This window comes from Vibrio sp. OPT41, assembly GCF_015163595.1.
GTDB lineage: Bacteria > Pseudomonadota > Gammaproteobacteria > Enterobacterales > Vibrionaceae > Vibrio > Vibrio alginolyticus.
The window spans coordinates 305,787-330,595 of the sequence record NZ_JADDYH010000038.1 but is presented as its reverse complement, the minus strand read 5'-3'; the positions used below and the strand labels follow the sequence as shown (position 1 = coordinate 330,595).

The 24,809-nt window shown below is 45.4% G+C and carries 22 protein-coding genes and 1 pseudogene; 12 read left to right on the top strand and 11 right to left on the bottom strand.

All coding sequences use genetic code 11. The features are described from left to right. Positions 1 to 37 precede the first annotated feature (37 nt). The 3 genes from putA to putP all read left to right on the top strand — a co-directional run bounded on the left by putA (position 38) and on the right by putP (position 5,518). Positions 38 to 3,169, top strand: coding sequence for a bifunctional proline dehydrogenase/L-glutamate gamma-semialdehyde dehydrogenase PutA (gene putA, locus IQP38_RS17565; protein ID WP_193837811.1), 3,132 nt, complete (start codon positions 38 to 40; stop codon positions 3,167 to 3,169). An 11-nt stretch (positions 3,170 to 3,180) separates the two neighbouring features. Next, positions 3,181 to 3,888, top strand: coding sequence for a 1-pyrroline-5-carboxylate dehydrogenase (locus tag IQP38_RS17560; protein ID WP_005383557.1), 708 nt, complete (start codon positions 3,181 to 3,183; stop codon positions 3,886 to 3,888). Between the two features lie 136 nt (positions 3,889 to 4,024). Beyond that, entirely contained in the window at positions 4,025 to 5,518 is a 1,494-nt protein-coding gene (gene putP / locus IQP38_RS17555) for a sodium/proline symporter PutP (RefSeq protein WP_005374582.1), read from the top strand. 124 nt (positions 5,519 to 5,642) lie between these two features. Here putP and IQP38_RS17550 read toward each other — a convergent pair whose 3' ends face one another. Beyond that, on the bottom strand, positions 5,643 to 6,176 hold the full coding sequence (locus tag IQP38_RS17550) for a GNAT family N-acetyltransferase (RefSeq protein WP_017820066.1): 534 nt from the start codon (positions 6,174 to 6,176) through the stop codon (positions 5,643 to 5,645). Positions 6,177 to 6,324: 148 nt separating this feature from the next. Between IQP38_RS17550 and IQP38_RS17545 the strand changes: the two genes are divergently transcribed. Beyond that, positions 6,325 to 6,564, top strand: a complete 240-nt coding sequence (locus IQP38_RS17545; RefSeq protein WP_005374587.1) for an RNA recognition motif domain-containing protein — start codon at positions 6,325 to 6,327, stop codon at positions 6,562 to 6,564. Positions 6,565 to 6,655: 91 nt separating this feature from the next. Here IQP38_RS17545 and IQP38_RS17540 read toward each other — a convergent pair whose 3' ends face one another. Together IQP38_RS17540 and IQP38_RS17535 are read right to left on the bottom strand one after the other, a co-directional pair. Next, a complete protein-coding gene (locus tag IQP38_RS17540) occupies positions 6,656 to 7,090 on the bottom strand; it encodes a hypothetical protein (RefSeq protein WP_193837810.1) in 435 nt (144 codons plus the stop codon). A 5-nt stretch (positions 7,091 to 7,095) separates the two neighbouring features. Beyond that, positions 7,096 to 7,371, bottom strand: a pseudogene (locus IQP38_RS17535) (GNAT family N-acetyltransferase); the annotation flags it as partial. A 358-nt stretch (positions 7,372 to 7,729) separates the two neighbouring features. On the opposite strand from IQP38_RS17535, the gene IQP38_RS26525 reads away from it, so the two are divergent. Then, on the top strand, positions 7,730 to 7,978 hold the full coding sequence (locus tag IQP38_RS26525; RefSeq protein WP_005374593.1) for a hypothetical protein: 249 nt from the start codon (positions 7,730 to 7,732) through the stop codon (positions 7,976 to 7,978). A 292-nt stretch (positions 7,979 to 8,270) separates the two neighbouring features. Next, the gene (locus IQP38_RS17530; RefSeq protein ID WP_005374595.1) at positions 8,271 to 8,747 is read left to right on the top strand and encodes an Lrp/AsnC family transcriptional regulator; all 477 of its coding nucleotides are present in this window, start codon (positions 8,271 to 8,273) and stop codon (positions 8,745 to 8,747) included. A 103-nt stretch (positions 8,748 to 8,850) separates the two neighbouring features. Here the strand turns inward: IQP38_RS17530 and IQP38_RS17525 are convergent, their stop codons facing one another. Both IQP38_RS17525 and IQP38_RS17520 read right to left on the bottom strand, forming a co-directional pair. Further along, positions 8,851 to 9,558: a DUF445 domain-containing protein gene (locus IQP38_RS17525; protein ID WP_005383549.1), complete on the bottom strand. Its 708-nt coding sequence runs from the start codon at positions 9,556 to 9,558 to the stop codon at positions 8,851 to 8,853. A gap of 591 nt (positions 9,559 to 10,149) precedes the next feature. Further along, entirely contained in the window at positions 10,150 to 12,000 is a 1,851-nt protein-coding gene (locus IQP38_RS17520; protein WP_005374597.1) for an ABC transporter ATP-binding protein, read from the bottom strand. 404 nt (positions 12,001 to 12,404) lie between these two features. Between IQP38_RS17520 and IQP38_RS17515 the strand changes: the two genes are divergently transcribed. Both IQP38_RS17515 and IQP38_RS17510 read left to right on the top strand, forming a co-directional pair. After that, positions 12,405 to 13,406 carry an arginine deiminase-related protein gene (locus IQP38_RS17515; protein WP_005374598.1) on the top strand — a complete coding sequence of 334 codons (1,002 nt, stop codon included), beginning with the start codon at positions 12,405 to 12,407 and terminating at the stop codon, positions 13,404 to 13,406. A 265-nt stretch (positions 13,407 to 13,671) separates the two neighbouring features. Continuing rightward, entirely contained in the window at positions 13,672 to 14,910 is a 1,239-nt protein-coding gene (locus IQP38_RS17510; protein WP_193837809.1) for a DEAD/DEAH box helicase, read from the top strand. Positions 14,911 to 14,975: 65 nt separating this feature from the next. Here the strand turns inward: IQP38_RS17510 and IQP38_RS17505 are convergent, their stop codons facing one another. Beyond that, positions 14,976 to 15,668, bottom strand: coding sequence for an MOSC domain-containing protein (locus tag IQP38_RS17505; RefSeq protein WP_053307998.1), 693 nt, complete (start codon positions 15,666 to 15,668; stop codon positions 14,976 to 14,978). Positions 15,669 to 15,779: 111 nt separating this feature from the next. On the opposite strand from IQP38_RS17505, the gene IQP38_RS17500 reads away from it, so the two are divergent. Together IQP38_RS17500 and IQP38_RS17495 are read left to right on the top strand one after the other, a co-directional pair. After that, the gene (locus tag IQP38_RS17500) at positions 15,780 to 16,595 is read left to right on the top strand and encodes an AraC family transcriptional regulator (RefSeq protein ID WP_193837846.1); all 816 of its coding nucleotides are present in this window, start codon (positions 15,780 to 15,782) and stop codon (positions 16,593 to 16,595) included. 88 nt (positions 16,596 to 16,683) lie between these two features. Continuing rightward, positions 16,684 to 17,676 carry a zinc-dependent alcohol dehydrogenase family protein gene (locus IQP38_RS17495; RefSeq protein WP_017634525.1) on the top strand — a complete coding sequence of 331 codons (993 nt, stop codon included), beginning with the start codon at positions 16,684 to 16,686 and terminating at the stop codon, positions 17,674 to 17,676. 73 nt (positions 17,677 to 17,749) lie between these two features. Here the strand turns inward: IQP38_RS17495 and IQP38_RS17490 are convergent, their stop codons facing one another. The 3 genes from IQP38_RS17490 to IQP38_RS17480 form a co-directional block, all read right to left on the bottom strand. After that, positions 17,750 to 18,445: a VC0807 family protein gene (locus IQP38_RS17490; RefSeq protein WP_005383527.1), complete on the bottom strand. Its 696-nt coding sequence runs from the start codon at positions 18,443 to 18,445 to the stop codon at positions 17,750 to 17,752. A gap of 166 nt (positions 18,446 to 18,611) precedes the next feature. Further along, positions 18,612 to 19,142, bottom strand: a complete 531-nt coding sequence (locus IQP38_RS17485; RefSeq protein WP_255209459.1) for a sigma-70 family RNA polymerase sigma factor — start codon at positions 19,140 to 19,142, stop codon at positions 18,612 to 18,614. Positions 19,143 to 19,262: 120 nt separating this feature from the next. After that, a complete protein-coding gene (locus IQP38_RS17480; protein ID WP_005383525.1) occupies positions 19,263 to 19,949 on the bottom strand; it encodes a DJ-1/PfpI family protein in 687 nt (228 codons plus the stop codon). A 126-nt stretch (positions 19,950 to 20,075) separates the two neighbouring features. On the opposite strand from IQP38_RS17480, the gene IQP38_RS17475 reads away from it, so the two are divergent. Together IQP38_RS17475 and IQP38_RS17470 are read left to right on the top strand one after the other, a co-directional pair. Next, positions 20,076 to 21,032, top strand: a complete 957-nt coding sequence (locus IQP38_RS17475; protein WP_017634524.1) for a LysR family transcriptional regulator — start codon at positions 20,076 to 20,078, stop codon at positions 21,030 to 21,032. Between the two features lie 127 nt (positions 21,033 to 21,159). Beyond that, complete coding sequence (locus IQP38_RS17470; protein ID WP_017634523.1) at positions 21,160 to 21,699, top strand: CAP domain-containing protein; 540 nt, start codon at positions 21,160 to 21,162, stop codon at positions 21,697 to 21,699. A 77-nt stretch (positions 21,700 to 21,776) separates the two neighbouring features. On the opposite strand, the gene IQP38_RS17465 is transcribed toward IQP38_RS17470, so the two are convergent. Then, entirely contained in the window at positions 21,777 to 22,196 is a 420-nt protein-coding gene (locus IQP38_RS17465) for a VOC family protein (RefSeq protein WP_193837808.1), read from the bottom strand. 917 nt (positions 22,197 to 23,113) lie between these two features. Next, the gene (gene ahpF, locus IQP38_RS17460; protein WP_193837807.1) at positions 23,114 to 24,682 is read right to left on the bottom strand and encodes an alkyl hydroperoxide reductase subunit F; all 1,569 of its coding nucleotides are present in this window, start codon (positions 24,680 to 24,682) and stop codon (positions 23,114 to 23,116) included. Positions 24,683 to 24,809: the final 127 nt, after the last annotated feature.

Here is a 24,809-nt window from a genome sequence, read left to right as displayed (position 1 = left end):
CGAAGCGGTTTTCGAGGAGTGAGATTGAGGAACACACATGTTTACAGCTACGAACGTGTTGACACCGGAATTTATCGGGCAGCCGCTTGATAAGTTGTGGTCACTGATCTCGCCATTATATATGGTGGACGAGTCTCAATGGCTAGAGCAACTATTGCCACTAGCGACGCCGACAGAGGATGAAAAATCGGCGATCACTACCCAAACGACCCACCTTATCGAAGCCATTCGTGCCGATAAGAAGTCAATCCAGATGATTGATGCTTTATTGCTGGAATACAGCTTAGATACTCAAGAAGGTATCTTGCTGATGTGTCTTGCAGAAGCATTAATGCGCATCCCAGATGCCGCGACAGCAGATTCTTTGATTAAAGATAAGTTGAGTGTCGCAGACTGGAAATCTCACCTGAAAAACTCTGACTCTGTGTTTGTTAACGCATCAACATGGGGCCTTATGCTAACAGGTAAAGTGGTTGGTCTTGGTGAGCAAGGCACCCAGAGCCCAGGTCAGGCTGTAAACCGTCTGGTAAATAAATTCTCTGAGCCCGTGATTCGTAAAGCCATGTATCAGGCAATGAAGATAATGGGTCACCAGTTTGTTCGTGGTCGTACGATCGAAGAAGCGCAGAAGAACGGTCGCCCAATGCGCGACAAAGGTTTCACCTACTCGTTTGATATGTTGGGTGAGGCGGCGTTAACTACAGCGGACGCGAACAAGTACTTCAAAGATTACCTAATGGCGATCGAAGCGGTGGGTCGCGAGACTTACGGTAACGACACCAGTCCAGCGCCTTCGATTTCCATCAAGCTTTCTGCATTACACCCGCGCTACGAAGTCGCAAATGAAGAGCGTGTAATGACAGAGTTGTATGACTCACTAATGCAACTACTAAAACGTGCTATTGAAGTCGACGTTGCAATCACAATCGATGCAGAAGAGGCGGATCGCCTTGAGCTTTCCCTGAAGCTATTTGAGAAAGTATACCGTAGCGATCTTGTGAAGGGTTGGGGCAAGTTTGGTTTGGTTATTCAAGCCTACTCAAAACGTGCGCTACCAGTCTTGGTGTGGCTAAATGCACTCGCAAAAGAACAAGGTGACGTTATTCCTCTGCGTTTGGTTAAAGGCGCGTACTGGGACAGCGAAATCAAGTGGTCTCAACAAGCGGGTTATGCAAATTACCCAGTATACACTCGCAAAGAAGCGACGGACGTTGCATACCTAGCTTGTGCTCGTTTCCTACTTAGCGAAGGTGTTCGCGGTAATATCTACCCACAATTTGCAAGCCACAATGCTCACACGGTGACGGCAATTGCTGTCATGGCGGAGCACAAAGAATACGAGTTCCAGCGCCTGCATGGTATGGGTGATTCACTGTATAACCATGTTATGAAAATGTACGGTCAGCCAGTACGTATTTATGCACCTGTCGGTAGCCATGCTGATCTTCTTCCGTACTTGGTTCGTCGTCTGCTTGAAAATGGTGCGAACAGCTCGTTTGTACACCGTCTAGTTGATGCGCGTTGTCCAATTTACGAGTTGACCCATCACCCTGTGGATGTGTTGACGGGTTTTGACACGCTACACAACGACAAGATCCCATTACCTGCCGACATTTTCCCTGAGCGTAAGAACTCATATGGCGTCAACATCGACATCGACAGTGAAGCGAAGCCATTTGAAGCTCAGGTCGAAAGCTTCATGGACAACCAGTGGGTTGCAGGCCCGATGATCAATGGTGAACGCTTTGCCGAAAGCATGATCAAGGAAAATGCGGCTGAGATCATCACCGCACCATACGATCGCCGAATTGAAGTCGGCAAAGTGGCATTTGCAACTCTTGATCACGTTTCCGCTGCAATTGATGCGGCGCAAACTGCTTTCTCTGATTGGAAAACCGTTCCTGTTGAGCAAAAAGCGGCTTGTTTAGAAAAGCTTGCTGACTTAATGGAAGAAAACCTGGCTGAGCTGGTGGCGATTTGTCACAAAGAAGCGGGTAAAACGATTCACGATAGCATTGATGAAGTTCGTGAAGCGGTGGATTTCTGTCGTTATTACGCGAAACAAGCGCAAAACCTACAGCCATTTGAGCTAGAAGGCTTTGATGGTGTGAAACGCATTTCTAGCCGTGAAGGTCTTGGTGTGTTTGTGTGTATCAGCCCTTGGAACTTCCCGTTGGCTATCTTCCTTGGTCAGGTGACGGCAGCACTGATTGCGGGTAACACAGTGGTTGCAAAACCTGCTGAGCAAACAAGCTTAATTGCCGCTCGCGCTATTGAACTAATGCTTGATGCTGGCTTCCCTGCAGGTGTGATTCAGTTACTTACTGGTCGCGGCGCTGAGATTGGTCATGCACTGACTTCTCATGATGCTATTGCTGGTGTGGCATTCACTGGCTCAACGGCAACGGCGCAACGCATTAACGTTACGCTTTCGGAGCGCAGCGCGAAACCGGTTCCGTTTATTGCGGAAACAGGTGGCCAAAACGCAATGATTGTGGACAGTACTGCATTGCCAGAGCAGGTGGTGCGTGATGTGATTCGTTCGGCGTTTGCATCTGCTGGTCAGCGTTGTTCTGCCCTTCGTGTTCTATTTGTACAAGAAGATGTAGCAGACCGTATGATCAACCTGATTCAGGGTGCGATGAATGAACTGCATGTTGGTTTACCTTACCTACACAAAACAGATGTTGGTCCGGTTATCGACAGCAATGCAAAACAAAAACTCCTCGCTCACCTTGAGCAAATGAGCAAAACACAGACTAAAGTCGCTCAGCTACAGCTGGATGAATCGTGCCAGCATGGTGACTTTGTCTCACCAAGTGCGTTTGAAATCTCGGGCATCGATGTGCTGAAAGAAGAACAATTTGGTCCAATATTGCACATTGTTCGCTTTAAAGCGTCTGAATTACCGAACGTGGTTGCGCAGATCAACAAAACGGGTTTTGGCTTGACGATGGGTATCCATAGCCGTAACGAAACCACGTACCGTTGGATTGAGAAGCATGCTCGAGTAGGTAACTGCTACATCAACCGAGACCAAGTTGGCGCTGTGGTTGGTGTACAGCCGTTTGGTGGTCAAGGCTTGTCGGGTACTGGCCCGAAAGCTGGTGGTCCACACTACCTATTCCGCTTTACTCAACATCTTCTTGCTCAAGCAGAAAACGCATAAGGAGTCGCATTATGGTTCATCAGATCACCTATTTTAAAGATGCATTCTCTGCGTGGGAGCAGTGGAATCTGACTGATTTTGATTACAAATGCGAGCATGTTCTGGCATTTAAATCTGCACTAGAAGGGCAGCAGTCTACCGTTGCCAAGGTGGTTTCTTACCACTTGCAACAAGCATCAGCTCTTCTTGCAGAAACTCACCAGTTAGTTGGCCCTACAGGGGAAACTAACGAACTGTATGCCGCAGGACGCGGTGTGGCTTTGGTGATTTGTGAAAACAACATCGAGCCTGCTGATAATGCGTTATACAGTGCTTTTGCGATGATCACCTGTGCCTTAATTGCAGGCAACAGTGTGGTCGTTTGCAGTGACAATGCAGAGCTAAACCAATTGGTTAAGCAAGCTGTAGCGTTGGCAAACTTCCCATCTAACTTAGTCCAGGTTGTTGCGTACGATGCGTCTGCCCCGTTGCTTGAGAGCGATGTACGTAGTGTGGGTTATGTTGGGCGTTCACAGGTTGAGCATGCGCTCAATCTTCAACTAGCTAAGCGTGACGGTGCAATCGTCGGCTTAGTTTCTGAAACGGATTTAGAGTCACCGAAATTGGCTCATGATCCTCATCTCTCGTTGCGCTTCATTACTGAGCGCACTCGAACGATAAATATTACCGCGGTGGGTGGTAACGCAACTCTACTCGAGTTGGGGAACGAAACTCACTAACCTGACTTGTAATGCCAATCTGGAGTAACTGGACTGAGAGTCGGTCCAGATTGGTTTTTTATACTCTGATGTATTGCTGAGACGGTAAAATATCAGGGCAGGCAAGGAAGGAAATAATTATAACGAGGACTATCTAATGATAGAAAATAGCTTTGCTATCACGTCCACTTTTGTGGCGTATTTACTGATTATGGTTGCTATTGGCGTTTACGCGTATAAGAGGACTTCCAATTCATCTGACTACTTCCTAGGTGGCCGTAGCCTAGGTCCGTGGCCTGCTGCATTATCTGCAGGTGCTTCAGACATGAGTGGTTGGTTGCTGCTAGGCTTGCCTGGCTATGCGTACGCTGCGGGTATCGAGGCCTTCTGGTTAGCCGGCGGTCTACTTCTTGGTACATGGGCAAACTGGCTCATCAGTGCAAAACGCCTCCGTACCTACAGTATCCAAACTGACGCGCTAACGTTGCCAGAGTTCCTGTCACGTCGCTTCAACGATAAGTCGAAACTGATTCAGACAATCTCTGCGTTTTTCATTCTTCTATTTTTCCTTTTCTACACCAGCTCAGGTTTGGTCGCAGGGGGCAAACTGTTTGAGACGGTATTCGGTCTAGATTATACCTACGCTGTTATCATCGGTACGGTGTGTGTCGTTTCTTACACACTATTCGGTGGTTTCCTAGCGGTATCTTGGACTGACTTAGTGCAAGGTCTGCTAATGGCGGCTGCGCTAATGATTGTTCCTATAGCGGTAATGGACGGTGGTTTAGGTCAGCTAAGTTCTGATCTACATGACATCAACCCAGAACTTGCAACGCTATGGAATGACGCGAAAGGCGAACCATTGTCTGCGATTGCCATTATCTCTCTAGCGGCGTGGGGCCTTGGTTACTTTGGTCAGCCACACATCCTAGCGCGTTTTAAAGCGTCTCGTTCAAACAAAGATCTAACGACTGCACGTCGTATCGCAGTGATTTGGACGGCACTATCTATGGTTGGTGCAATGCTTGTTGGTCTTGTTGGTCTGGTTTGGGTTACGGGTCATCCGGGTACTCAACTAGAGGACGGTGAGAAGATCTTCATGCTATTGGTTAACGCAGTATTCCACCCTGTCGTTGCGGGTATGTTGTTAGCAGCAATCCTAGCGGCGGTAATGAGTACCGCTGACTCACAGCTCCTTGTTTCATCTTCAGCGCTTGCAGAAGATTTCTACAAGCAAGTATTCAAGCCAGAAGCGTCTTCTGAAGAAATCGTAATGATTGGTCGTATCGGTGTTATCGTTATTTCGCTTGTTGCGCTATTCCTAGCGATGACGCCTGATAGCTCAGTACTCGGTCTTGTATCTTACGCTTGGGCTGGTTTTGGTGCGGCATTTGGTCCTGCGGTTGTACTTAGCCTTTACTGGAGCGGTATGAACCGTAACGGCGCGTTAGCAGGTATTCTTGTTGGTGGTATCACTATCGTGGTTTGGAAGCAGCTAACTGGGGGTTGGTTTGATGTGTACGAAATCGTACCGGGCATCATCTTCTCTACGCTTGCTATCATTGTGGTAAGTAAAGCAACGGGCGGTGCTGCGCAAGACGTGTTAGACCAACACCAGTCGTTCGAGAAAAAACTGGTTGAACTAGACTAGTAACTTCCCGTATATGAACACAAAGCCCGCTATTTTAGCGGGCTTTGTTTTATCTGAAACTTAATTAACGTTAATGGTGGTAGCTTGAGATCAAAGCTTAGCATTGCTCGGTTAGATTGGAGTGTTAGTCGCGACGAATTTTGGCGTAAATAACGGTGTTACTCAACTCTCCCGATGTAGTCAGACGTTCGTTTCTGAGCTCTCCTTCGAACTCATAACCACAGCGCTCGGCTACAGCCCGGCTCTTTTGGTTGGTGCTATCAGCATGAATTGCGATTCTCTTGGCGCCCAAGTCATCAAACGCATAGCGCTCAACTTCGAGCACAGCCTCGGCAACATAACCATTGCCAACGGCAGCATTATCTAACCAATAACCTATCTCAAAGGATGGTACGTCGGGATCTCGAATCATCAAGCCGACCGCACCCAGTAAGCGATCGCTTTCCTTTTCAATGATGTAGTAACGCAGCTCTTCTTCGAAGTTTTCAAAGTTTGCGATGGCTTTCTCTGTCCCTTCTATCATCGCTTCTAATGTCAGCACATGAGGTACCCACGGCAGATAGACTTCGAGAGTTTTTTGGCTGCGAACGACAGCTTGATGCGCCTCTTCGGCTCGTTCTAAACAAGCAGGGATGAGTTTGAGACGTTTCGTTTCCATGCCAACTCTCCTATGGGTGAAAAATGAACGGAAAATCATTTAAACAGATGTACTTAGAATGATCTAGTCAACGCCGTCATATTATTCACTTGGTTTGCCAGAGAGAAACTGAGAGAATCGAACCGTTATCAAACCAACTAGGTTCATTATGAAACTTTTAGTAAGAAACTTGGCTCGTCACATGACCGAGCAAGATATCCGCAAATTATTCTCAGCGTACGGCAAAGTAGAACTGTGTTCGCTAGTGCTTGATCAAGACACGGGTTTGTCGAAAGGCTTCGGTTTTGTCATCATGCCGGACGAAGCAGAAGCCATTTCTGCTCTTGAAGCACTGAATTTGACGAACGTAGAAAAAAGCAAAATTCGCGTGAAAGTCGCACAAGACTAATACAGAGAAAAGCCAGCGTTATTGCTGGCTTTTTTGTCTTTCTATTTAGAGACCAAATTGGCAACATTCTAGAATGTCTTCTCTTTTCGTTTTAGCGAAATTGATCATCAATTCTCTCTTCAAGTTGTTTCATTAAATCCTTTAACTGTAGAGAATCGAAATTGTCTGAATTCGGCACTTGGTAAGCGTCGTTGACTGTGTAGAGCATCAAACTTTTGCTAGAGAAGAACTCTTTCTGTATTTGGACTTTGACAATGTCATCAAGAGGTAGACGGAAGTAAACCGTTGAGCCCTGGCGGTACTTCAAGGTGTTGGTGCTTGCATCGATATCTAGCGTTTTAGGATTGAACGCGCGGCGCGTGAAGTACGTTGAGAGCAGTTTCAATCCTATTATTGTGAGTGCTACGAGTCCAAACTCGACGATCTTGTCTGCTAGGTAGGAAAAATAGAACAGCGACAACAATACAGTTCCTAGCAAGAAAGGGTTGTTCTTGGGCAGATTTTGTGAAGTTTCATGGATGATCATCCGACATATCCCTCTTCTATACGCGGTAAACTCACCGCACCAAGTAACTCCTCAGTGTTTCGCAAGGTAATAGCGTACGCCACGCCTTGATGCTGCTGATACATCGGATCGTGCCTATCTATCCATGCTTGCGCCATCGGTCGCTCATAAGGATGAGGGATGTTTGCTGTCATGTCGGCAATTCGCTTATCTCCAGCGAGTAAAGCCACTTGTTGGCAGTCATCGATATTGAATGGCCGGAGGACGAGTCTTTCGGTAGTGAGAATCGGTTGTATCGTCATGCATTTCTTCCTTGATGAGACGGCTATAGCTGCTAACAACTGGTTTGCGGGGTAAATCGAGATAACAAGGCGTCTCGAAAGCTCGATCTAGCCAGCTGTAAAGTTGTCATGCGCCTTACTAAATAATAAGCCCGAACAATTGCTTATGTGTAATGTGTCGTATTATTACACACATAAGCACGTTTGCTCATATTGATGGTACAAAAGTTGAGGTCTGACCAATGTCTCAGTTTTTTGATACTTTCGTTCAATTTTTTGAAGATAGGGCACAAAAAATTAAAGGAGCTTTTTAATTGTGGAATTATTTTGAACAAAATATGTCAATTGTCAGTAGGACGAAAAAGTAGGGAGAAGAGAAATGCCGGATATATATTGCGCAGCTTGTAGAAAATCAACGCAACATAAAGTGATTATGAAGCGTTGCGAGCCTCAGTCTGTTGACTCGTTAACAGGCAAAATGGTGAGTTTTACACAGCTGATGGCGAAATTTGTATCAGGTGAACATTATTACGAGATGGAGCCTCAATACTACTGCCGTTGTTGTAATCATCGTGCAATTGGAGAGGTTGTTCCACATCCTACACGGCATACATCGGCCGCACTCTAACTCTGAGTGATAGCCATGATTAATGGCTAAATAGGGCGGCGTTGCCCGAACGACATATCTATACAGGCGTGTCATGCGCTTTCAAATTTGCGACTCCGCGGGAGCCGCTAGGTTGCTTTTTCTCTTCATATCACGGTTACTAAGTGAGCGGCAATAATCATAGCTCTTTCCCTCCTTCGTTGTTTTCTGGTTATTCTCTGCTGAATTTCACATGCTGTGCATTTGATGGTTTGCAATTTTTTGAGCAACGATTAATGTGATGCTTTCTAAGTGGTTACAAGGAAGTGGGTTAATGAGTTATCAATTGGACCGGATTGATTTACATATTTTGAGAGTGCTTCATTCGAGAGGCAGAATTCCGGTTGTAGAACTAGCAAAGCTGATTAACTTAACGACTTCTCCATGTTCTGACCGTGTAAAGCGACTAGAAAAAGAAGGGTATATCAATGGTTACCATGCAGAGTTGAATGCGGAAAAGTTGGGGCTGGATGTGCAAGTATTCATCCATATTCGTTTAGACCAAACCAGTTTTTCTATTTTTGAAAAATTTGCGAAAGCGGTGGAATTGATGCCTGAAATTGAAGAGTGCTACTCGCTCTCTGGAGATTTCGATACCATGATAAAAGTTCGTGTTAAGAGCATGAAAGCGTATCAGGAGTTTATGTCGAGTAAGTTAGGCACGCTTCCGGGCGTGATTCAAACTCGTAGTGAAGTGGTCATAGAAGAACATAAAACGGGATTTGGTGTTAATCCCGAGCTCCTTGGTTAGGCGAGGCATGTGTTGAGCCTCCTTATTTAGCGTGGCTTGGTATATTACTTTTTCTCGATTAAAAAAGGAGCCGAAGCTCCTTTTTTAATAAATCGGTGAGCGATTATGCCCCGATAAAGGTGCTGATAACGCCAATTAAACCACCAAAAACACCGCCCCAAACGACTAGCCAGCCAAGGTGTTGTTTGATCATCTTTTGCACCATTTCTTTAACTAATGCCGGTGTTAATTCGCTTAAACGTTGATCGATGATACCTTCAATGTTCTGCTTTATCTCATCCATCATTGCAGGAGATTCGAATTGCTCTTTCAGTGCTTCTTTGATGTTATCGCTCTTGCTCAACTCAATGATGGATTCTTGCATCTTTTCGACGAAAGGTTGGCGCATGGGTTGTAGCGCTTCCGAGCCGCCAAACATCGCTAGCATGCCACCAAACTGAGAGCCTTCAATTACTTCCACTAGGGAATCAAATGCTGGATTTAAATCTACTTTCTCAATTACTGGTTGAAGATCGATGTTCACACCGCCCGCCATTTCTTTATTCAAGAATCGGTCAATGTTCGCTTCAGTAAAAAACTGTTCCATCATCAGGTTTTTGATAGCCAGTTTAAACTCTTCAAATCGCGCGGGGATCACGCCAGAACCGTATAATCCAGGCACTTTCTCAAACAGCATATGGATGGCAAGCCAGTTGGTGATGGCGCCTGAGAACGCAAACAGCCCTGCATACCAAAGATAGTCGTTTTGTAATTGATGACCTCCAGCCATCAAAGCGATAGCGAGGACATTCGTTAGCAAACTTTTGTTCATAGTGACCAGTTATATGTGAATATCGGAATAAATAAGTGGGCCTGATTCTATACCTAAGTCACATTGAGATGCTAGGTTTTGCCGTGATGAGTGACCGTGTTGCGAAGGGATAAAAATGGATGTACGGAAAAACAAAACCCGACAATCATTGTCGGGCTACTGCTTTTTCTTAGAAAAACTAAGATTCTATTTTTAATTTTAGATGCGGTAGATCTTACAACAAAGTTGGCATTTCCATCTTTCTGAGTAGCCAAATAGCTTGTCAGCCCAACTTGGTTTGAGTTGTACGATCTGCATTGAACCACATTTACACATAAGCTAATTACCTTATTGTTAATATAATAACTAAGCCATCTATTGAGTATAGCTGTTTCTCAAAAAGTGAAATGACAAATGAAGACGGCTCAATACTCTGTATTGTGTTCATTGCAATGGATACGCAACGAGGCGGTATATTAGCAGAAAAAGTGTGAGCTTTATCATGGAGAGTGTTTCATATATGAGAAACCACAATGGCTATATGAGCGTCTAGCCATGGATTAAAATAAAAAACGGCGCTTAAAGCGCCGTTTTTATTGAGCTTATCACTCGTTAAGAAGCGTGTTGATTGTCTAGTTCTTCAGCGATAAATCCGCCAGTTTGATGCGCCCAAAGCTGGGCGTAAATGCCGTTATTCGCAATGAGTTCTTGATGAGAACCTTGTTCAACGATGCTGCCTTTATCTAGCACGATGAGGCGATCCATTTGTGCGATGGTCGATAATCGGTGAGCGATAGCAATAACCGTTTTCCCTTGCATTAATTCATTCAAGCTTTCCTGAATCGCCGCTTCGACTTCTGAATCCAGAGCCGATGTTGCTTCATCCAATACCAGCAATGGTGCGTCTTTGAGTAGCACACGAGATATTGCGATACGCTGACGTTGGCCGCCAGACAGTTTCACACCACGTTCACCAACTTGCGCATCGTATCCGACATTACCAAATGGGTCGGTCAGAGTTTCGATAAACTCATGGGCATGCGCTTGCTTAGTGGCTTTCAGCAAATCTTCTTCTGTCGCATCTGGATTGCCATACAAAATATTGTCACGAATTGAACGGTGTAGCAGAGAAGTATCTTGGGTCACCATACCGATCTTTGAACGCAAAGAGTCTTGTGTGACTTCTGAGATGTTCTGTCCATCGATCTTAATGCTGCCGTCTTCGACATCGTGGAAACGAAGTAACAAGTTCACCAAAGTCGATTTCCCGGCGCCGGAGCGCCCAACCAAGCCTACTTTCTCTCCTGGTTTGATGTTGAGATCGAGATGGCTAATTACGCCTTTGTTCTCGCCGTAATGGAAGCTTACGTTATCAAAGTGAATGCCTCCTTCAGTGACAACCAAGTCTTTTGCGCCTGGTTTATCTTTAATATCAATAGGCTTAGAAAGCGTTTTCATTCCATCGACAACGGTTCCCATGTTTTCAAAGAGGGCGCCAACTTCCCACATAATCCACATCGACATACCGTTTACGCGCAATGCAAGACTAACAGCAATCGCAATCGCGCCAACGCTGATGGCACTATCCAACCACAGGTAAATCGATAAAGCAGCAACGGAAAAGACCAAAATATAGTTTGAGATCTCTACAGCGACGTCGAAGCCGGTCACTAGGCGCATTTGACGATAGACCGTATTTAAAAATCCTTTCATGCCTTGCTCGGCATATTGGGTTTCGCGCTGGCTATGAGAAAACAGTTTGACGGTTTGAATATTGGTATAACTGTCGACGATACGCCCTGTCATTGTCGAACGTGCATCGGCCTGCGCTGAAGCGACGTCTTTGAGCTTAGGGACAAAATAGATTTGGATAGCGATGTAAGCGAGTAGCCAGACGATCATTGGGATCATCAAACGCCAGTCTGCCGTCGCTAACATAATGATCATGCTGGTAAAGTAAACCGTAACGTAAACAAACACATCCATAGCTTTCATTACGGTTTCGCGCACAGCTAATGAGGTTTGCATGACTTTCGTTGCGACTCGACCTGCAAAATCATCTTGATAGAAGTTCAAGCTTTGATTGAGCAAATACCGGTGTGCAAGCCAGCGGATAGACATTGGGTAGTTGCCCAATAACGTTTGATGAACGAGCAACGAGTACAAGATCACCAATATAGGCATGACAACCAGCAATAAGGCTCCGTAGAAAATCAAATCCGATTTATTGTCTTGTAAGAACGTTTCTGGATTGCTGGTAGACAACCAATCAACCAGTTGTCCCATGGCGCCAAACAACATTACCTCAACAACAGCCACAATTGTGGCCATCAAAGACATGATGATCAAAGGCTTTTCATAACCACGAGTGTAATAACGCAGAAAAGCGAACATCCCTGAAGGAGGCTGATCCGGTGTAGATTTGGGGAACGGCTCTGTAAAGCCTTCAAATCGTTTAAACATAACTCATCCTAAAGTTAAAACAGTGCCATTTGGGGTGGCTAAATCCATCGATTCACGCTGCTTTGGACGAAACCGCGTGTATGAGAGTTTCTTGCCTGCTCCTCGATAAAGCAGACCGATTGACGAGAGGGGCGAAAAAATAGTCTAACCGATTGTGTCTTAAATGTAACTAGTTGGTTATGAGTGTGATTGTCTATGGTTCTGATTCTTATGATGAATTCTTATCATGTTCATCACGGTGCCATAAAATCTTAAACCTGCAAAGTGACAATAAAATTTAGGGAAAAATAAACTTAATGCAGCAAAAAACACTTTTGTGCAATTAAATTAATTGTCAAAACAGCAAAACTGAAGTTAACAATAAATTTACAATCTCCTCATTCTAGTGATAAGGAATATATTGGATGCTATTACACGAATCAGTGACCCAATTTGCTAATGGGAAAGAAGAAAGCACGCAAAGTGCTCAGCGCCAAACCGCAAACTGCGTAGTGATGGTGCCACCGAAAGAGTTTCGTTTTAATGAAGAAACCGCACAAGATAATGAGTTCCAACATAAAGTGTCACTCAGCCAAGAAGAAGTCTCACGTCGAGTAATGGCCGAGTTCGCGAGTATGGTTGCAACGCTGCGTCAAGAGGGCGTTCAAGTTGTTGAGTTTGATTATCCAACTTCAGATGTTGCGACGCCAGACGCGGTATTTCCAAACAATTGGTTTAGCACTACGCCAGATGGCACGTTGTACACCTTTCCAATGGCCTGTGAAAACCGTCAAAAAGAAGTACGTCCCGATGCGCTTGTGGCAGCACTAGCGCAAGCAGGGCGAGAAGTTCATCGACGCAGCAGTCTAACTGAATATCTTGACGAGCAAGCGTATTTAGAAAGCACGGGTGTGATGGTGTTTGACCACCTAAATAAAACGGTCTATGCCGCACTCTCACAACGTTGTGATCGTCTGGTTTTAGAAGATTACGCCGATCGTATTGGCTATGAACGAGTGATTTCTTTCCAAACTCGTTTGCCGTCTGGTGCGCCGATTTATCACACCAATGTGATGATGGCGGTTGGCGAACAGTTTTGCGTGATTTGTGACGAAGTGATCCCAGAATTTGAGCGTCGTTTTGTAATGAAGTCACTCGCCAAAGACAAGCAAGTCATCTCAATTTCGCTTGATCAGATGAACCAGTTCTGCGGTAACATTCTGCAACTGGAAACGATCAACGGCGACAAGGTGATTGCGATGTCGCAATCGGCGTACGATGCATTCTCACCAGCACAAAGAAACCAATTGGCGACGCACGGTAAATTGCTGCCATTCGACGTTTCTACCATAGAATCTATTGGTGGTGGTTCGGTTCGTTGCATGTTGGGTGAAGTGTTCTTACCGAATCGTAAAGCTGTGCTTTAATAAACTGCACATTTCTTTTCAGCCGCAGTGAAAGGCTGATGAAGCGTTCTCTTCAAGGGTTTTTAGCCGTTAGCTCTGTGGCAGTACAGACTAACGGCTTTTTTGCGCTTTTTAGTTTTCTGACGATTTGCGTAGGCGACGCTTGGTTTAAGCGCCTAAAATAGGATGGTCCACCTAGCAGATTGTGGTAAAGTCCGCGCCTGCGTTTTACCGCATCTTCATTATTTTTATTGCTTCTTCAACCCAAAGTACAAGGTTTTCGTTAATGCCATTTTCTACTCTCTCATTGAGTTCTGAGCTGATTCACGCACTGCCAAAAGACTTCAATAAGCCGACTGATATTCAAGCGTTAACGATTCCTGAACTGTTAGCAGGCAAAGATGTGTTGGCATTGGCAAATACAGGCAGCGGCAAAACCCTTGCTTATGGTTTGCCGTTGTTAGAAAAGCTCAATATAAATCCTCAGCAAAAAGCCCTGATTCTTGTGCCAACGCGTGAGCTGGCAATGCAAGTGAGTGAAGCAGTTAACCAAGTTGGTCAAGTTATTGGTATTAAAACAGTGTGCTTGTGTGGCGGCGTTGATAAAGAGCAACAACAGCAGGCGCTAGCGACAAATCCTCATATCCTTGTCGCGACGACAGGTCGTTTGGTTGACCTAGCAAACAATGGCCTGGATTTGAGCAATGTTCATTATCTAGTATTGGATGAAGCGGATCGTTTGTTGGATATGGGCTTTTGGCCTGACGTACAAAAGATTTCGATGCAAACCTTCAATCAGCGTCAAACCGCGATGTTCTCGGCAACGTTTTCAGATGAGTTGAAGGATAAAGCGAAGCTGCTTATGCAGGCACCAAAGCAAGTTGCAGCGCATCAAGAAAATAGCACCAACCAAGATATTGCTGAAACGCTGTACCTCGTCAACAAAGGCAGTAAAACCAAGGCATTGATTGAACTGATTCAAAAAAACGCGTGGGCTCAGGCATTAGTCTTTATTGGTGCGAAAGAGAACGCCGATGGCTTAGCGAAGAAGCTGAATAAAGCGGGCATCTCAACCAATGCGCTGCATGGCAATAAGAGTCAAGATGAGCGAGAAGAAGCACTGGCGCAGTTTAAATCTGGGCAAATTCAGGTGTTGATTGCCACCGATCTACTAGCGCGCGGCATTCACATTGAGCAATTACCTGTAGTGATCAACTTTGAACTGCCAATGCATGCAGAAACTTATGTTCACCGAGTAGGACGTACCGCTCGCGCAGGCGAACAAGGTGTGGCGATGTCATTGGTATGTCATGGTGAAATGGACGCACTAAACGCGATTCGTCACCTGACTCAACGTGCATTGCCAGTGCAAGATCTGGTTGGTTTTCCAGTAACGGATAAGCCATCAACTGGCGAGAGCAAACGCGCGCCACGCGATAAAAAAGCCAACCGCCGAACTAATGCTAAGAAGAGCATTAAGCAGTTCCAAGGTAAGTCGAAACGCCCAGCCCCGAGTGCGAAGTAAACCAAAAAAACACGCTCTGACGGCATAGTCGGTTCAGAGCGTGGCTTAAATTTTACTTTGGGGTGTTAACCCACAGTTGGGCCAACCAAGCGCATTTCCCAATCTTCAACTTCGCCAGTTTCTAGGCGGCGCTCGACCAACTTGCCCCAAGACTCGACTAACGGCAGCTCAGACAGCTTAGTGAGTTCTTTTCTATCTAAACAGCCAGTGAAAACCGCGCCCATGATGCGAGCCAGTGGCCATTCTGGATAAGGTCTTTCGCACAGAATAATCTCGTCACCTGCACCGATATCGCCTTCTTCCAACACTCGGAAATACCAGCCTGTTCGAAGCGTATCTTGCAGTCTTCTCGCCATGTCGTGTTGGTCAAAACGTACGTTAAGTTTCCAACAAGGCATGCGACCTTGCGACACTTCCAGTAGTGTTGAGCCGATGCGAATTTTATCTTTCAAGCAAATCGTGGATTCGGTGACGCCTTCGGAGCTGATGTTTTCGCCAAAGCCGCCGGCGGATTGGAAAATTGGTCTTTTGCCTAATTCTTGTTGCCAGATTGGGTAGTGCTCGCTTGGGTAAATATGAAGCGCTTTTTGAATGCCACCATGAAAGCGCGGATCACCTTGCTCATCACTGGTAAAACCAAGCTCTGTTGCGTGCTGGCGCTCAGGTAGCACTTGTTTGTTGATTGCGCTTTGCGCTCCATGAGCATAAGGGACGGTTTTCCCTGCTAGCACAGCTTTTACGACGCCGATTTTCTTCATATAACCTCCTTATTATTTGAATGAGAGATAAAGTGTTTACCTTCATTCGCGATGCGGAGCATGATAGCCTAGTAAACTTGTGTCGGTGTAGGGATGAAAAGACAACTAACAATGCTAACTCGCCAAATTGATTCGAAGTCAGGCGTCGTCACCTCCAATGAGATGATGGCCGCGAATCCCCATTCTCCTGTTTTAGTGAAAACCATCGACATGCCAAAAGGTTACATTGATGCGCTGCATCAACACACTTGGCATCAAATCATCTTTCCTATCAAAGGGTTATTGCAAACACAAACGGAGCATTATCAGCACTTGGTTCCGCACACCTCTGCGTTATTTGTTCCTGCGGGTGTTCAACACGAGTCGATTGCTCTAAGCAATACGATATTTGTTGGCATTTACCTCAACCCTGAGTTTGGTGCGACGTACGAGCCACAAGTGAGAACCATTGCTTTAACGTCGTTTTTAAATGAGCTTTTACAAGAGATCCGCAGACTGTGTGAAGGTGAGACAAGCCACGAAGAAGTGTTGCATTTACTGGCGGTGCTGCATGATCAAATTTTGAAACGCAACGTGCAGACATTTCAGTTATTGCTGCCACAAGACAGACGACTAAAACTGATTTTCGAGCAGTTGACCGACGAGCCCGCGTTGAGCTGTTCGCTAAAAGAGTGGGGGGAGAAAATTGGGGCGTCTGAGCGTACTTTATCACGGCTGTTCGCCAAGGAATTCAACACTTCATTTCTACTTTGGCGGCAACAAATTCGGCTAATTTACTCGCTTTCTTTGTTAGATGAATCGTTGCCAATCCAAGCCATTGCAGACCTAGTGGGTTATCAAAATGACTCATCCTACATCAAAGCATTTAAAGCCTATTTTGATATGACGCCACAACAGTTTAGAGTGAACGGCGCATCGCGCAGGTAGAAATACAGAGCTTCGACTTCACTTAATGCTTTTGAGTAGAAGTCGCGAAACTTCCTTTTTGAATTTCAATTACATGGTATGAATAACAATGGCACCAACGATAAATACTCGAGTGAATCAATTCTGTTTTGGTCAACCCAAAACGTCGCTGTCGTTGGAAAAAGAGCCCCTCAAACCGCTTGCTCAGGGCAAGGTTCGGGTGCGACTGGAAGCCACCAATATTAACCCAAGTGACTTGCTTTCCATTCATGGTGTTGGGCAATACTGCCGCGTTCACGTACCACCTCGCGTGCCGGGATTTGAAGCGGTTGGGCGTGTGGTGGAAGTCAGTGCAGTTGGTCAAACTGACCTTCAAGTTGGGCAAAAGGTGTTGGTGGCGATGAGTGGTACTTGGCAATACTACATAGATGCCTCGCCTGAGAATCTTTTTCCGCTACCTGAGAGTTTGGAGAACGGCTATGCCTGTCAGTTGTACATCAACGCGTTAACCGCGTGGGTGATCACCACTAAAGTAGCTAAGTTGAACAAAGACGATGTGGTGATCATCAATGCAGCAGGGTCAGCGATCGGTAAGATATTTGCCCAGCTCGCCCATTCACTGGGTTTTGCACTGATTGCTGTGACCTCAAAGCGAGACGAGTATCCGTACGATACTATTCCAGTGTTGGACGCGAAGAAAGACTTACAAGCGCAGCTGCAAACGCGCCAACTGCCACAACCAACGGTCGCTCTGGACGCGATAGGTGGTGAGGCTGGTACGGATCTCATTCGTACCTTGAAAGAAAACGGCCAATACATCAACTACGGAACATTGTCGTTAACGCCTTATACGCCTGAGTTTTTTGAATCGATGAAGGCCAACAACATCGACTTTAGTACATTCTTTTTGCGGTATTGGGAAGAATCGGTAGGTAAAGGCGGGAGAAAGACGGTGTTCGCTGAAATGTTAGAACACTTTATTAGCAGCGACATAAAGTTAAACGTTGCATATGATCTGTCGTTAGAGGACTTTCAAACAGCGATTGAAATGGTTGAGCGACGCTCGTCAGCAGTGTCAGGAAAAATCATTTTGACGCTGTGAATTACAGTGGGCCTGTTGAGAAAAGGGAGGATAAAATCCTCCCTTTTTTATGGGTTTATTTGTAATGATAGGGCTATTTTAGATGGAAGATTTGCTCTGTTTCGAGCGATGTCATCGCACGTACTTGACGCCAAATGTAATAAAAAATACCGAACATCATCAACATACTTGGGATGGCAATCATTGGGTAACTGTACAGCGTCATTTTTCCTAACTCTTCGTTAAAGGCAGCAGTACCAGAAGGGCTAGTCACAATCCAAGTCGCAAGGAAGTAGTTCATTGCAGATGAGAACGCAAAAGTACTTGCAAACAGGTAGTTAGAAGACATAAGGCAACGTTCGAACGCATCGGTTTTACCATTTTCTTTTAAACGTTGGTTAATCAACGCGAGGTTCAACACAGTGTCATTCAGTACTAACTTCTGCATCAGCGGGTAGCGGGTAAACGTTGAACCCAAAACCGCTAAACCGATCAGGCCAGGAATCAGGGCTTCTTTTAGTGCTAACCAGCGTGTATCAAGCTCTAACAAGCCGATGCCACCAGTTAGTAGAACACTGATAAAGCCCAGAGCAGAAATAAAGTTAAATTTCTTGTTACGGACAAGGTCCATACCGCCATAAATGATAGGAAATAGCAAAGCGACAACCAGCGCCATTGCTGTCCCTAGATGCTCATCGCCACTAAACTTCATCAAAATGAAGGAAGGGATAAATACGTTGAAAAGGATTTCAAATAAGGGATTCGGCTTTTTCGCCGTCGTGTTACTCATAATGTTTTACTGACTCTACTCTATGTCGGCTGTTATTGTACTTTGACAAGAAGTGTTCATCTAGTCGCGCTTGATGTAAAGCGTTAAAGCGTCGAGTTGTGTAACGACTTATGAAATAGACCGGAGCATAGCCAGTTAGTTTACATGATTGACTACTTTTTGTGTCTTAATGACTCTCCTTCTGTGCGATGATCTGATTACGCGCTCTGAATAATCGAGTCGCCACTGTGTTGTGGTTGAGCCTCAAGGCTTGGGCAATTTCATCATGATTCAACCCAGCCACTAAGCTCAAGAGCAACGGCTCTCGGTATTTGGGTTCGAGAATCATCATTTGTTTTTGAAGCCAATCTTGGGCCATGTCGTAGTCACTGCCAGGGTAGGTTTTTGTCTGTATTGCACACTCATCAATGTCGACAAAATCGTACTGTTTTCTATCAAAGCGCCGAGCATTCTCACGACGCAAAATAGTAATGAGCCAAGACTTCGCGGCGTTGGGGTCATTTAATTTATCAAAGAATCGCCACGCTTTCAGAAAGGTTTCTTGCGCTAAATCTTGAGCAAGGTGGTGATCTTTGCATAACCAATACGCGAGACGGTAAATCTCTTGGTATCGATCTTTCGTCAGTGCTTCGTAACGTTTATGTTTTTCCATAGCATTAAGATAAAAAGTTTGGAGAGCACGTTGTGTCTGCCAGATGAACGACAACCCTTTTTATCGCTTTTACAGTGATAAAAAGGGTTGTTCGATTAGGAAGACAAATTCGAAGAGTTAACCTTCCAAATATCGAAGGGTGACTCTGATTTCTTTCTTACACGCTTAAAATGGTTGGTTGGAAAAGCGTGAGTACTGGATGGCATCTGCGACTTCCTGAGCTTTAGACTCTGAAGTCATAAGGTGAAGTAGCTTAAGAGCAGCTTGATAGCTAACTAGGCTACCGTTCGAAGTGATAACGCCATCATCAATGACAAAATTCTGGTCGACTTGTACTTTGACTGCTGGGTAATCTCTTTGAAAGCCGTTTTCACCTCCGGCCCAAGTTGTTGCTTTTTTGCCGTTTAAAAGGCCAGCTTCGGCTAACAAATACGCGCCAGAGCAATTACTTGCCATCCAATCTGCCGCCTTTGAGGTAGTTTTAATAAAGTGAATGAGATCTTTATTTTCGATTAGTGCATCCATGTCATAGCTGGATGTTAAAACCAATACGTCGAGTTCCGGCAGATCACCAATCCAAGCATCCACACCAATTTTTAATCCTTCTTCAGTGGTGATGGTTTTCTGATCTGAGACGGAAATGGTGAGCACGTCATAATCACTAAACCAAGTGAGACGACTTGCGACGCCAAAAACCTCTAAAGGCGCAGTAACATCAGAGGTCAGTACGCCATCGTAAACCAGAATACCAATTCGTTTATCTGCGGCATGTGCTGTTTGAAGCATCCCAAAGAATAGGACTAGTGTCGCTATCAATAGTTGTAGTGCATTCTTCAATCCGTTTTTACCCATGGTTTTTTCCTCGCTAACAGAGCATCAAGTTATTGAGGTTCATTATATTTAGGCTAATTAGTGATTGAAGAGCCACTTGGTCTTTACTAAAGTGAATAAAATTCATGAATAGAGTTCATTGGTTATATGGATAAGATACGGTCCCTACGATTTTTTATTGCCACTTTAGATGGCGGTAGTTTTGCTGCGGCTGCCAAAGTGTATGGCACTGACCCTTCGACCGTGAGTAAAGCCATACATCGTCTTGAAAGCGATTTGGGTATACAGCTTTTTCAACGTTCTACGCGACAGAGCCGCCTGACAGAAGCTGGTCGTAGGTACGCAAATACTGCTAGGTTTGTACTGGAGGAGCTGGCGGCATGTGAGGATTCATTAAAAAGTCACAATGATGCGCTTTCAGGGCAGCTTAAGATTAATGTGCCAGTCTCGTACGGTCGCCTCTATATTCGTCCTTTATTAAAAGAGTTTTGTCGCCGCTACCCTAACATCACTATCGATATTCATTACGATGACGCCTACGTTGATATTATTGAGCAAGGTATTGATGTGTCGATTCGCTCTGGTGTCGTTCACGATAGTCAACTGATTGTGCGTCAGCTGAGCCCTATCGATTTTATCATTTGTGCCAGTCAGGATTACTTAGCGCGCCATGGTGTTCCGAGTGGCCCGGATGTATTCAATGACCATTCTTGGGTTCGTTTTCGTTTTAAACAAACGGGGAAACTGTTGCCGATTCGGATGCCAGAACCAGACGGTGCGAGTGAATATGACCCCGAAAGAAACTACATTGTAAATGACGGTGAATCTATGGCAGAGCTTTGCGCAGAAGGCTTAGGATTGACTCAGATCCCTCATTTTATCGCGAGGGACTGGCTTAAAGCGGGGCGTTTAGTGCCGATATTTCCGAGCATGCGCCAAGCAGGAAATGGCGTGTATCTTCTCTATGCCAACCGGGAATATGTGCCTGCACGAGTTAGGGTGTTCATCGATTTTATCACTCAATCAATACAGGATATGGATGAAACGCCATTCCATACTTGGGCTGAAACGTTGCCGATTTATCGACCGAACCAAGGTGATTGAAAACTTCATGTGAGTCTTTGGTTAAAAACCCCTAAGCTATATGGTGCTTTTATTGGTTTTTGTTAGTTTATTGGGCGTTATTATCGAAAAGCGCAGTTTGCTCTTCGTCACTCATAAAGGAAAGACAATGCCAACTAAGATCTTAGTGCCTGCTTTGGCCCTACTTCTCAGCGCATGTGGCGGCGATGGGGAGTCGTCAGCCCCAGCAGAAAGCGGCTCACAAAACACAGGTTCCACATCGTCACAAGGCACATTTGCCGAGCAGATGCTTGCAGCGGTCAACAGCGCCCGCTCTACTACACAACAGTGTGGCGCAACCACCATGCCACCTGTTGGGGCCCTGACTTGGAGCTACGATTTGGAAAGCGCCGCTTATCGACATTCAAGCGATATGGCGAACAGCGATTTCATGAGCCACACAGGCTCTGATGGCAGCAAAATGTCAGATCGAGTTAACGCAACGGGTTATGCTTGGAGCGCCATTGGTGAGAATGTCGCCGTAGGGCAAAGCAGCATTAACGCCGTCATTAATGCTTGGTTATCGAGTGAAGGTCACTGCCTTAATATCATGAGTGCGGATTTTGATCAGATGGGCGCGTCGCTTGTCGAAAATCACTCTGCACGCTACGGATATTACTGGACTCAGGTTTTTGCCAAACAGCGCTAATGCGATAAAGAAGCCTGATAGATAAAATAAAACGCCAGCAGTCACTATCTGCTGGCGTTTTATTATTTACATCTCTTTTAGCTTGTCAGGTTACGAAGTTTTGGGTCATCCGCCAGGTATTCAACAAATTCAATCTCAAAACCGGCAGGGTCAACAAAATACACATTTTTGCGGTATGGTTCATCAGCACCAGGTTGGGCAATCGGATAACCTGCATCGGTTAGTCTTTTGATGATTGCATCGACGTTGTTGGTCACATAAGCAAAATGCGCTAGCCCAACTTGGTGCCCGCTCAACTCGCGGTTTTCTCCTTCGCCATGGTCACTCATGGCTATGTATTGATACTCGTCGCCAAAATGTAGCCAGTTTCTTGGCTTGCCATTCCATTCGCCTTTACCTTCATCACGCACGTACCAATGTGGAAATGCAGTTTGGTAAAACTTCAGCATTTCAGGGATATCTTTCACGACTAAGTTAATATGTTCTAGTTGGATCATGATGTGCTCCTTTTTGTCATTTTCTAGCCAACGATGAATATGCTAAAACCTCAAGTAAAGTTGAGGTAAAGGGCTTTTTTAAAATTTTTTAGGGTTGATATCTTTGGATCTGGATACATTGAGAGATTCGGTGGGTTTGGTGCTTTGAATCTGAGAGCTGGGTTAGGGGCTTGCAACCTTGTTTCACCTTTTGTTTGTTCGTGTTCTTGCTAATCATTTTCGATCGAGTTTTTGGTGAGTAGATTCCCAGTCTCACCTAGGTTCGCGGGAATGACGGAAAGAGAGCTAAACGAGCAGCGTCATTCTGAAGGAGCCTAAGCGAGTATTCAGAATCTACTTTCAGTGTGTTGTTATGTTGCGTTGTGAATTGAATTATCCGCGAGCACAGAACCAGTTCCTCCCTTTTGAGCTCTGCGTGTTGAGAGCTTCGGAGTTTGATACAAGGGGAGGTTAGGTGGGGTTGCTGGTTGAATGTTGGGTAAAGTGCTTGCAACCTTGTTTCAACTTTTGTTTGTTCGTGCTACTCATTTTCGATCGAGTTTACGGTGAGTAGATTCCGAGTCTCACCTAGGTTCGCGGGAATGACGGAAAGAGAGCTAAACGAACAGCGTCATTCTGCAAGAGCCTAAGCGAGTATTCAGTATCTATTCGCAGCGCGTTGTGATGCTGGTGGAGTGAACTGAATTATCCGTGATTGTAGAGCCATTCCCTCCAGTTTGAACTCGGAGCGCTGAGGGATTTGTTTACACCTCTCCCCAAACAAAAAAAGCCAGCAGTTAATACCTGCTGGCAAAGTCTTTGGGCTTCTAGGTTTTTTTGATTTTATTTCTTGTTACTCATCGCTGTCACGGTGCCCCGATTGGTTTTCCGGGGAAGAAAACACAGCACCGTGCGCTTTGTGCTCAAGAAATTGGAGATTAACCTTGCTTACGGATTAGGTAGTCAAATGCGCCTAAGCTTGCTTTTGCACCTTCACCCATCGCAATGATGATCTGTTTGTAAGGAACGGTTGTTGCGTCACCGGCTGCGAACACACCTTCTAGGCTCGTATCGCCACGACTACCGACCTCGATTTCGCCGCGCTCAGATAGCGCTACTTCTGAATCTTTTAGCCATTCTGTGTTTGGTACTAGACCGATTTGAACAAAGATACCTGACAGTTCAATCTCTTTGATCTCATCTGTGTTGCGATCTTTGTACTTCAAGCTTGTTACGCGAGTACCGTCACCCACTACTTCTGTTGTTTGCGCCATCGTGATGATGTCTACGTTTGGTAGTGAGTTCGCTTTGTCGATAAGCACTTGGTCTGCACGAAGTACGTCTGCAAATTCAAGAACCGTTACATGTTCTACAATACCAGCAAGGTCGATAGCAGCTTCGATGCCTGAGTTACCACCACCGATAACTGCGGTTTTCTTGCCTTTGAACAGTGGGCCGTCACAGTGTGGGCAGTACGCGACACCTTTGTTGCGGTACTCTTGCTCACCCGGAACGTTCATTTCACGCCAGCGTGCACCAGGGCTTAAGATGACACTCTTACTCTTCAGCGTTGCGCCGCTTTCAAGTTGGATGTGAATCAAACCATCTTCTGTATGTGCTGCGCCCATTAGCTTCTCAGCTTGTTGCTCAGTCACGACGTCTACGTCGTATTCTTTTAGGTGTTCTGCTAGGTCAGTTGCTAGTTTTGGACCTTCAGTACGTTTTACCGAAATGAAGTTCTCGATTGCCATGGTGTCCATAACCTGACCACCAAAACGCTTAGCAACAACGCCAGTACGAATACCTTTACGAGCAGCGTATAGTGCAGCTGCGCTACCACCAGGACCACCGCCGACAACAAGCACGTCGTATGGGTCTTTTTCGCTCAGTGCTTTCGCCGCTTTCTCGCTCGCGCCGTCATCCACTTTGTTTAGGATTTCAGTCAGAGACATACGGCCTTGACCGAATAGCTCACCGTTCACGAATACACTTGGTACTGCCATGATGTCGCGTTGTTTCACTTCATCTTGGAACAAACCACCGTCGATCATGGTTGCTTTTACTTTCGGGTTGATCGCCGCCATCATGTTGAACGCTTGAACCACGTCCGGACAGTTTTGACACGACAATGAAATGAAGATTTCTACGTCTAGATCTTTGTCTAGTGCTGCGATTTGCTCAATCACTTCTGGTTCTAGTTTGATTGGGTGACCGCCAGAATGAAGCAGTGCCAATACTAGAGAGGTAAATTCGTGACCCATTGGCAAGCCTGCAAAGCGTAGTGCTGTGCCTTTTGCTGGGCTAGTTACCGCCATCACTGGTTTACGTGCGCTTGCGTTGTCGTCACGTTCAACGGTGATTAGGTCGCTCATCTCTGCGATTTGGTTCGCTAGAGACAAAATGTCATTCGATGCTTTGCTTTTATCTAGACTAACCACTAAACGAACTTCTTCTTTTACATTAGCCAGATATTGTTTGAGTTGTTGTTGGATCGCTTGGTCTAACATAGTTGTTACTACCTTAATTAAATAGTTACCAATCAAAACAAGTATTTGTTCATTCTTGCTAGCTAAAATCGTTGATAACTGCGTTATAGATTTTGTAGTTAGAGTAACTAGCTATCGAAAATCTATG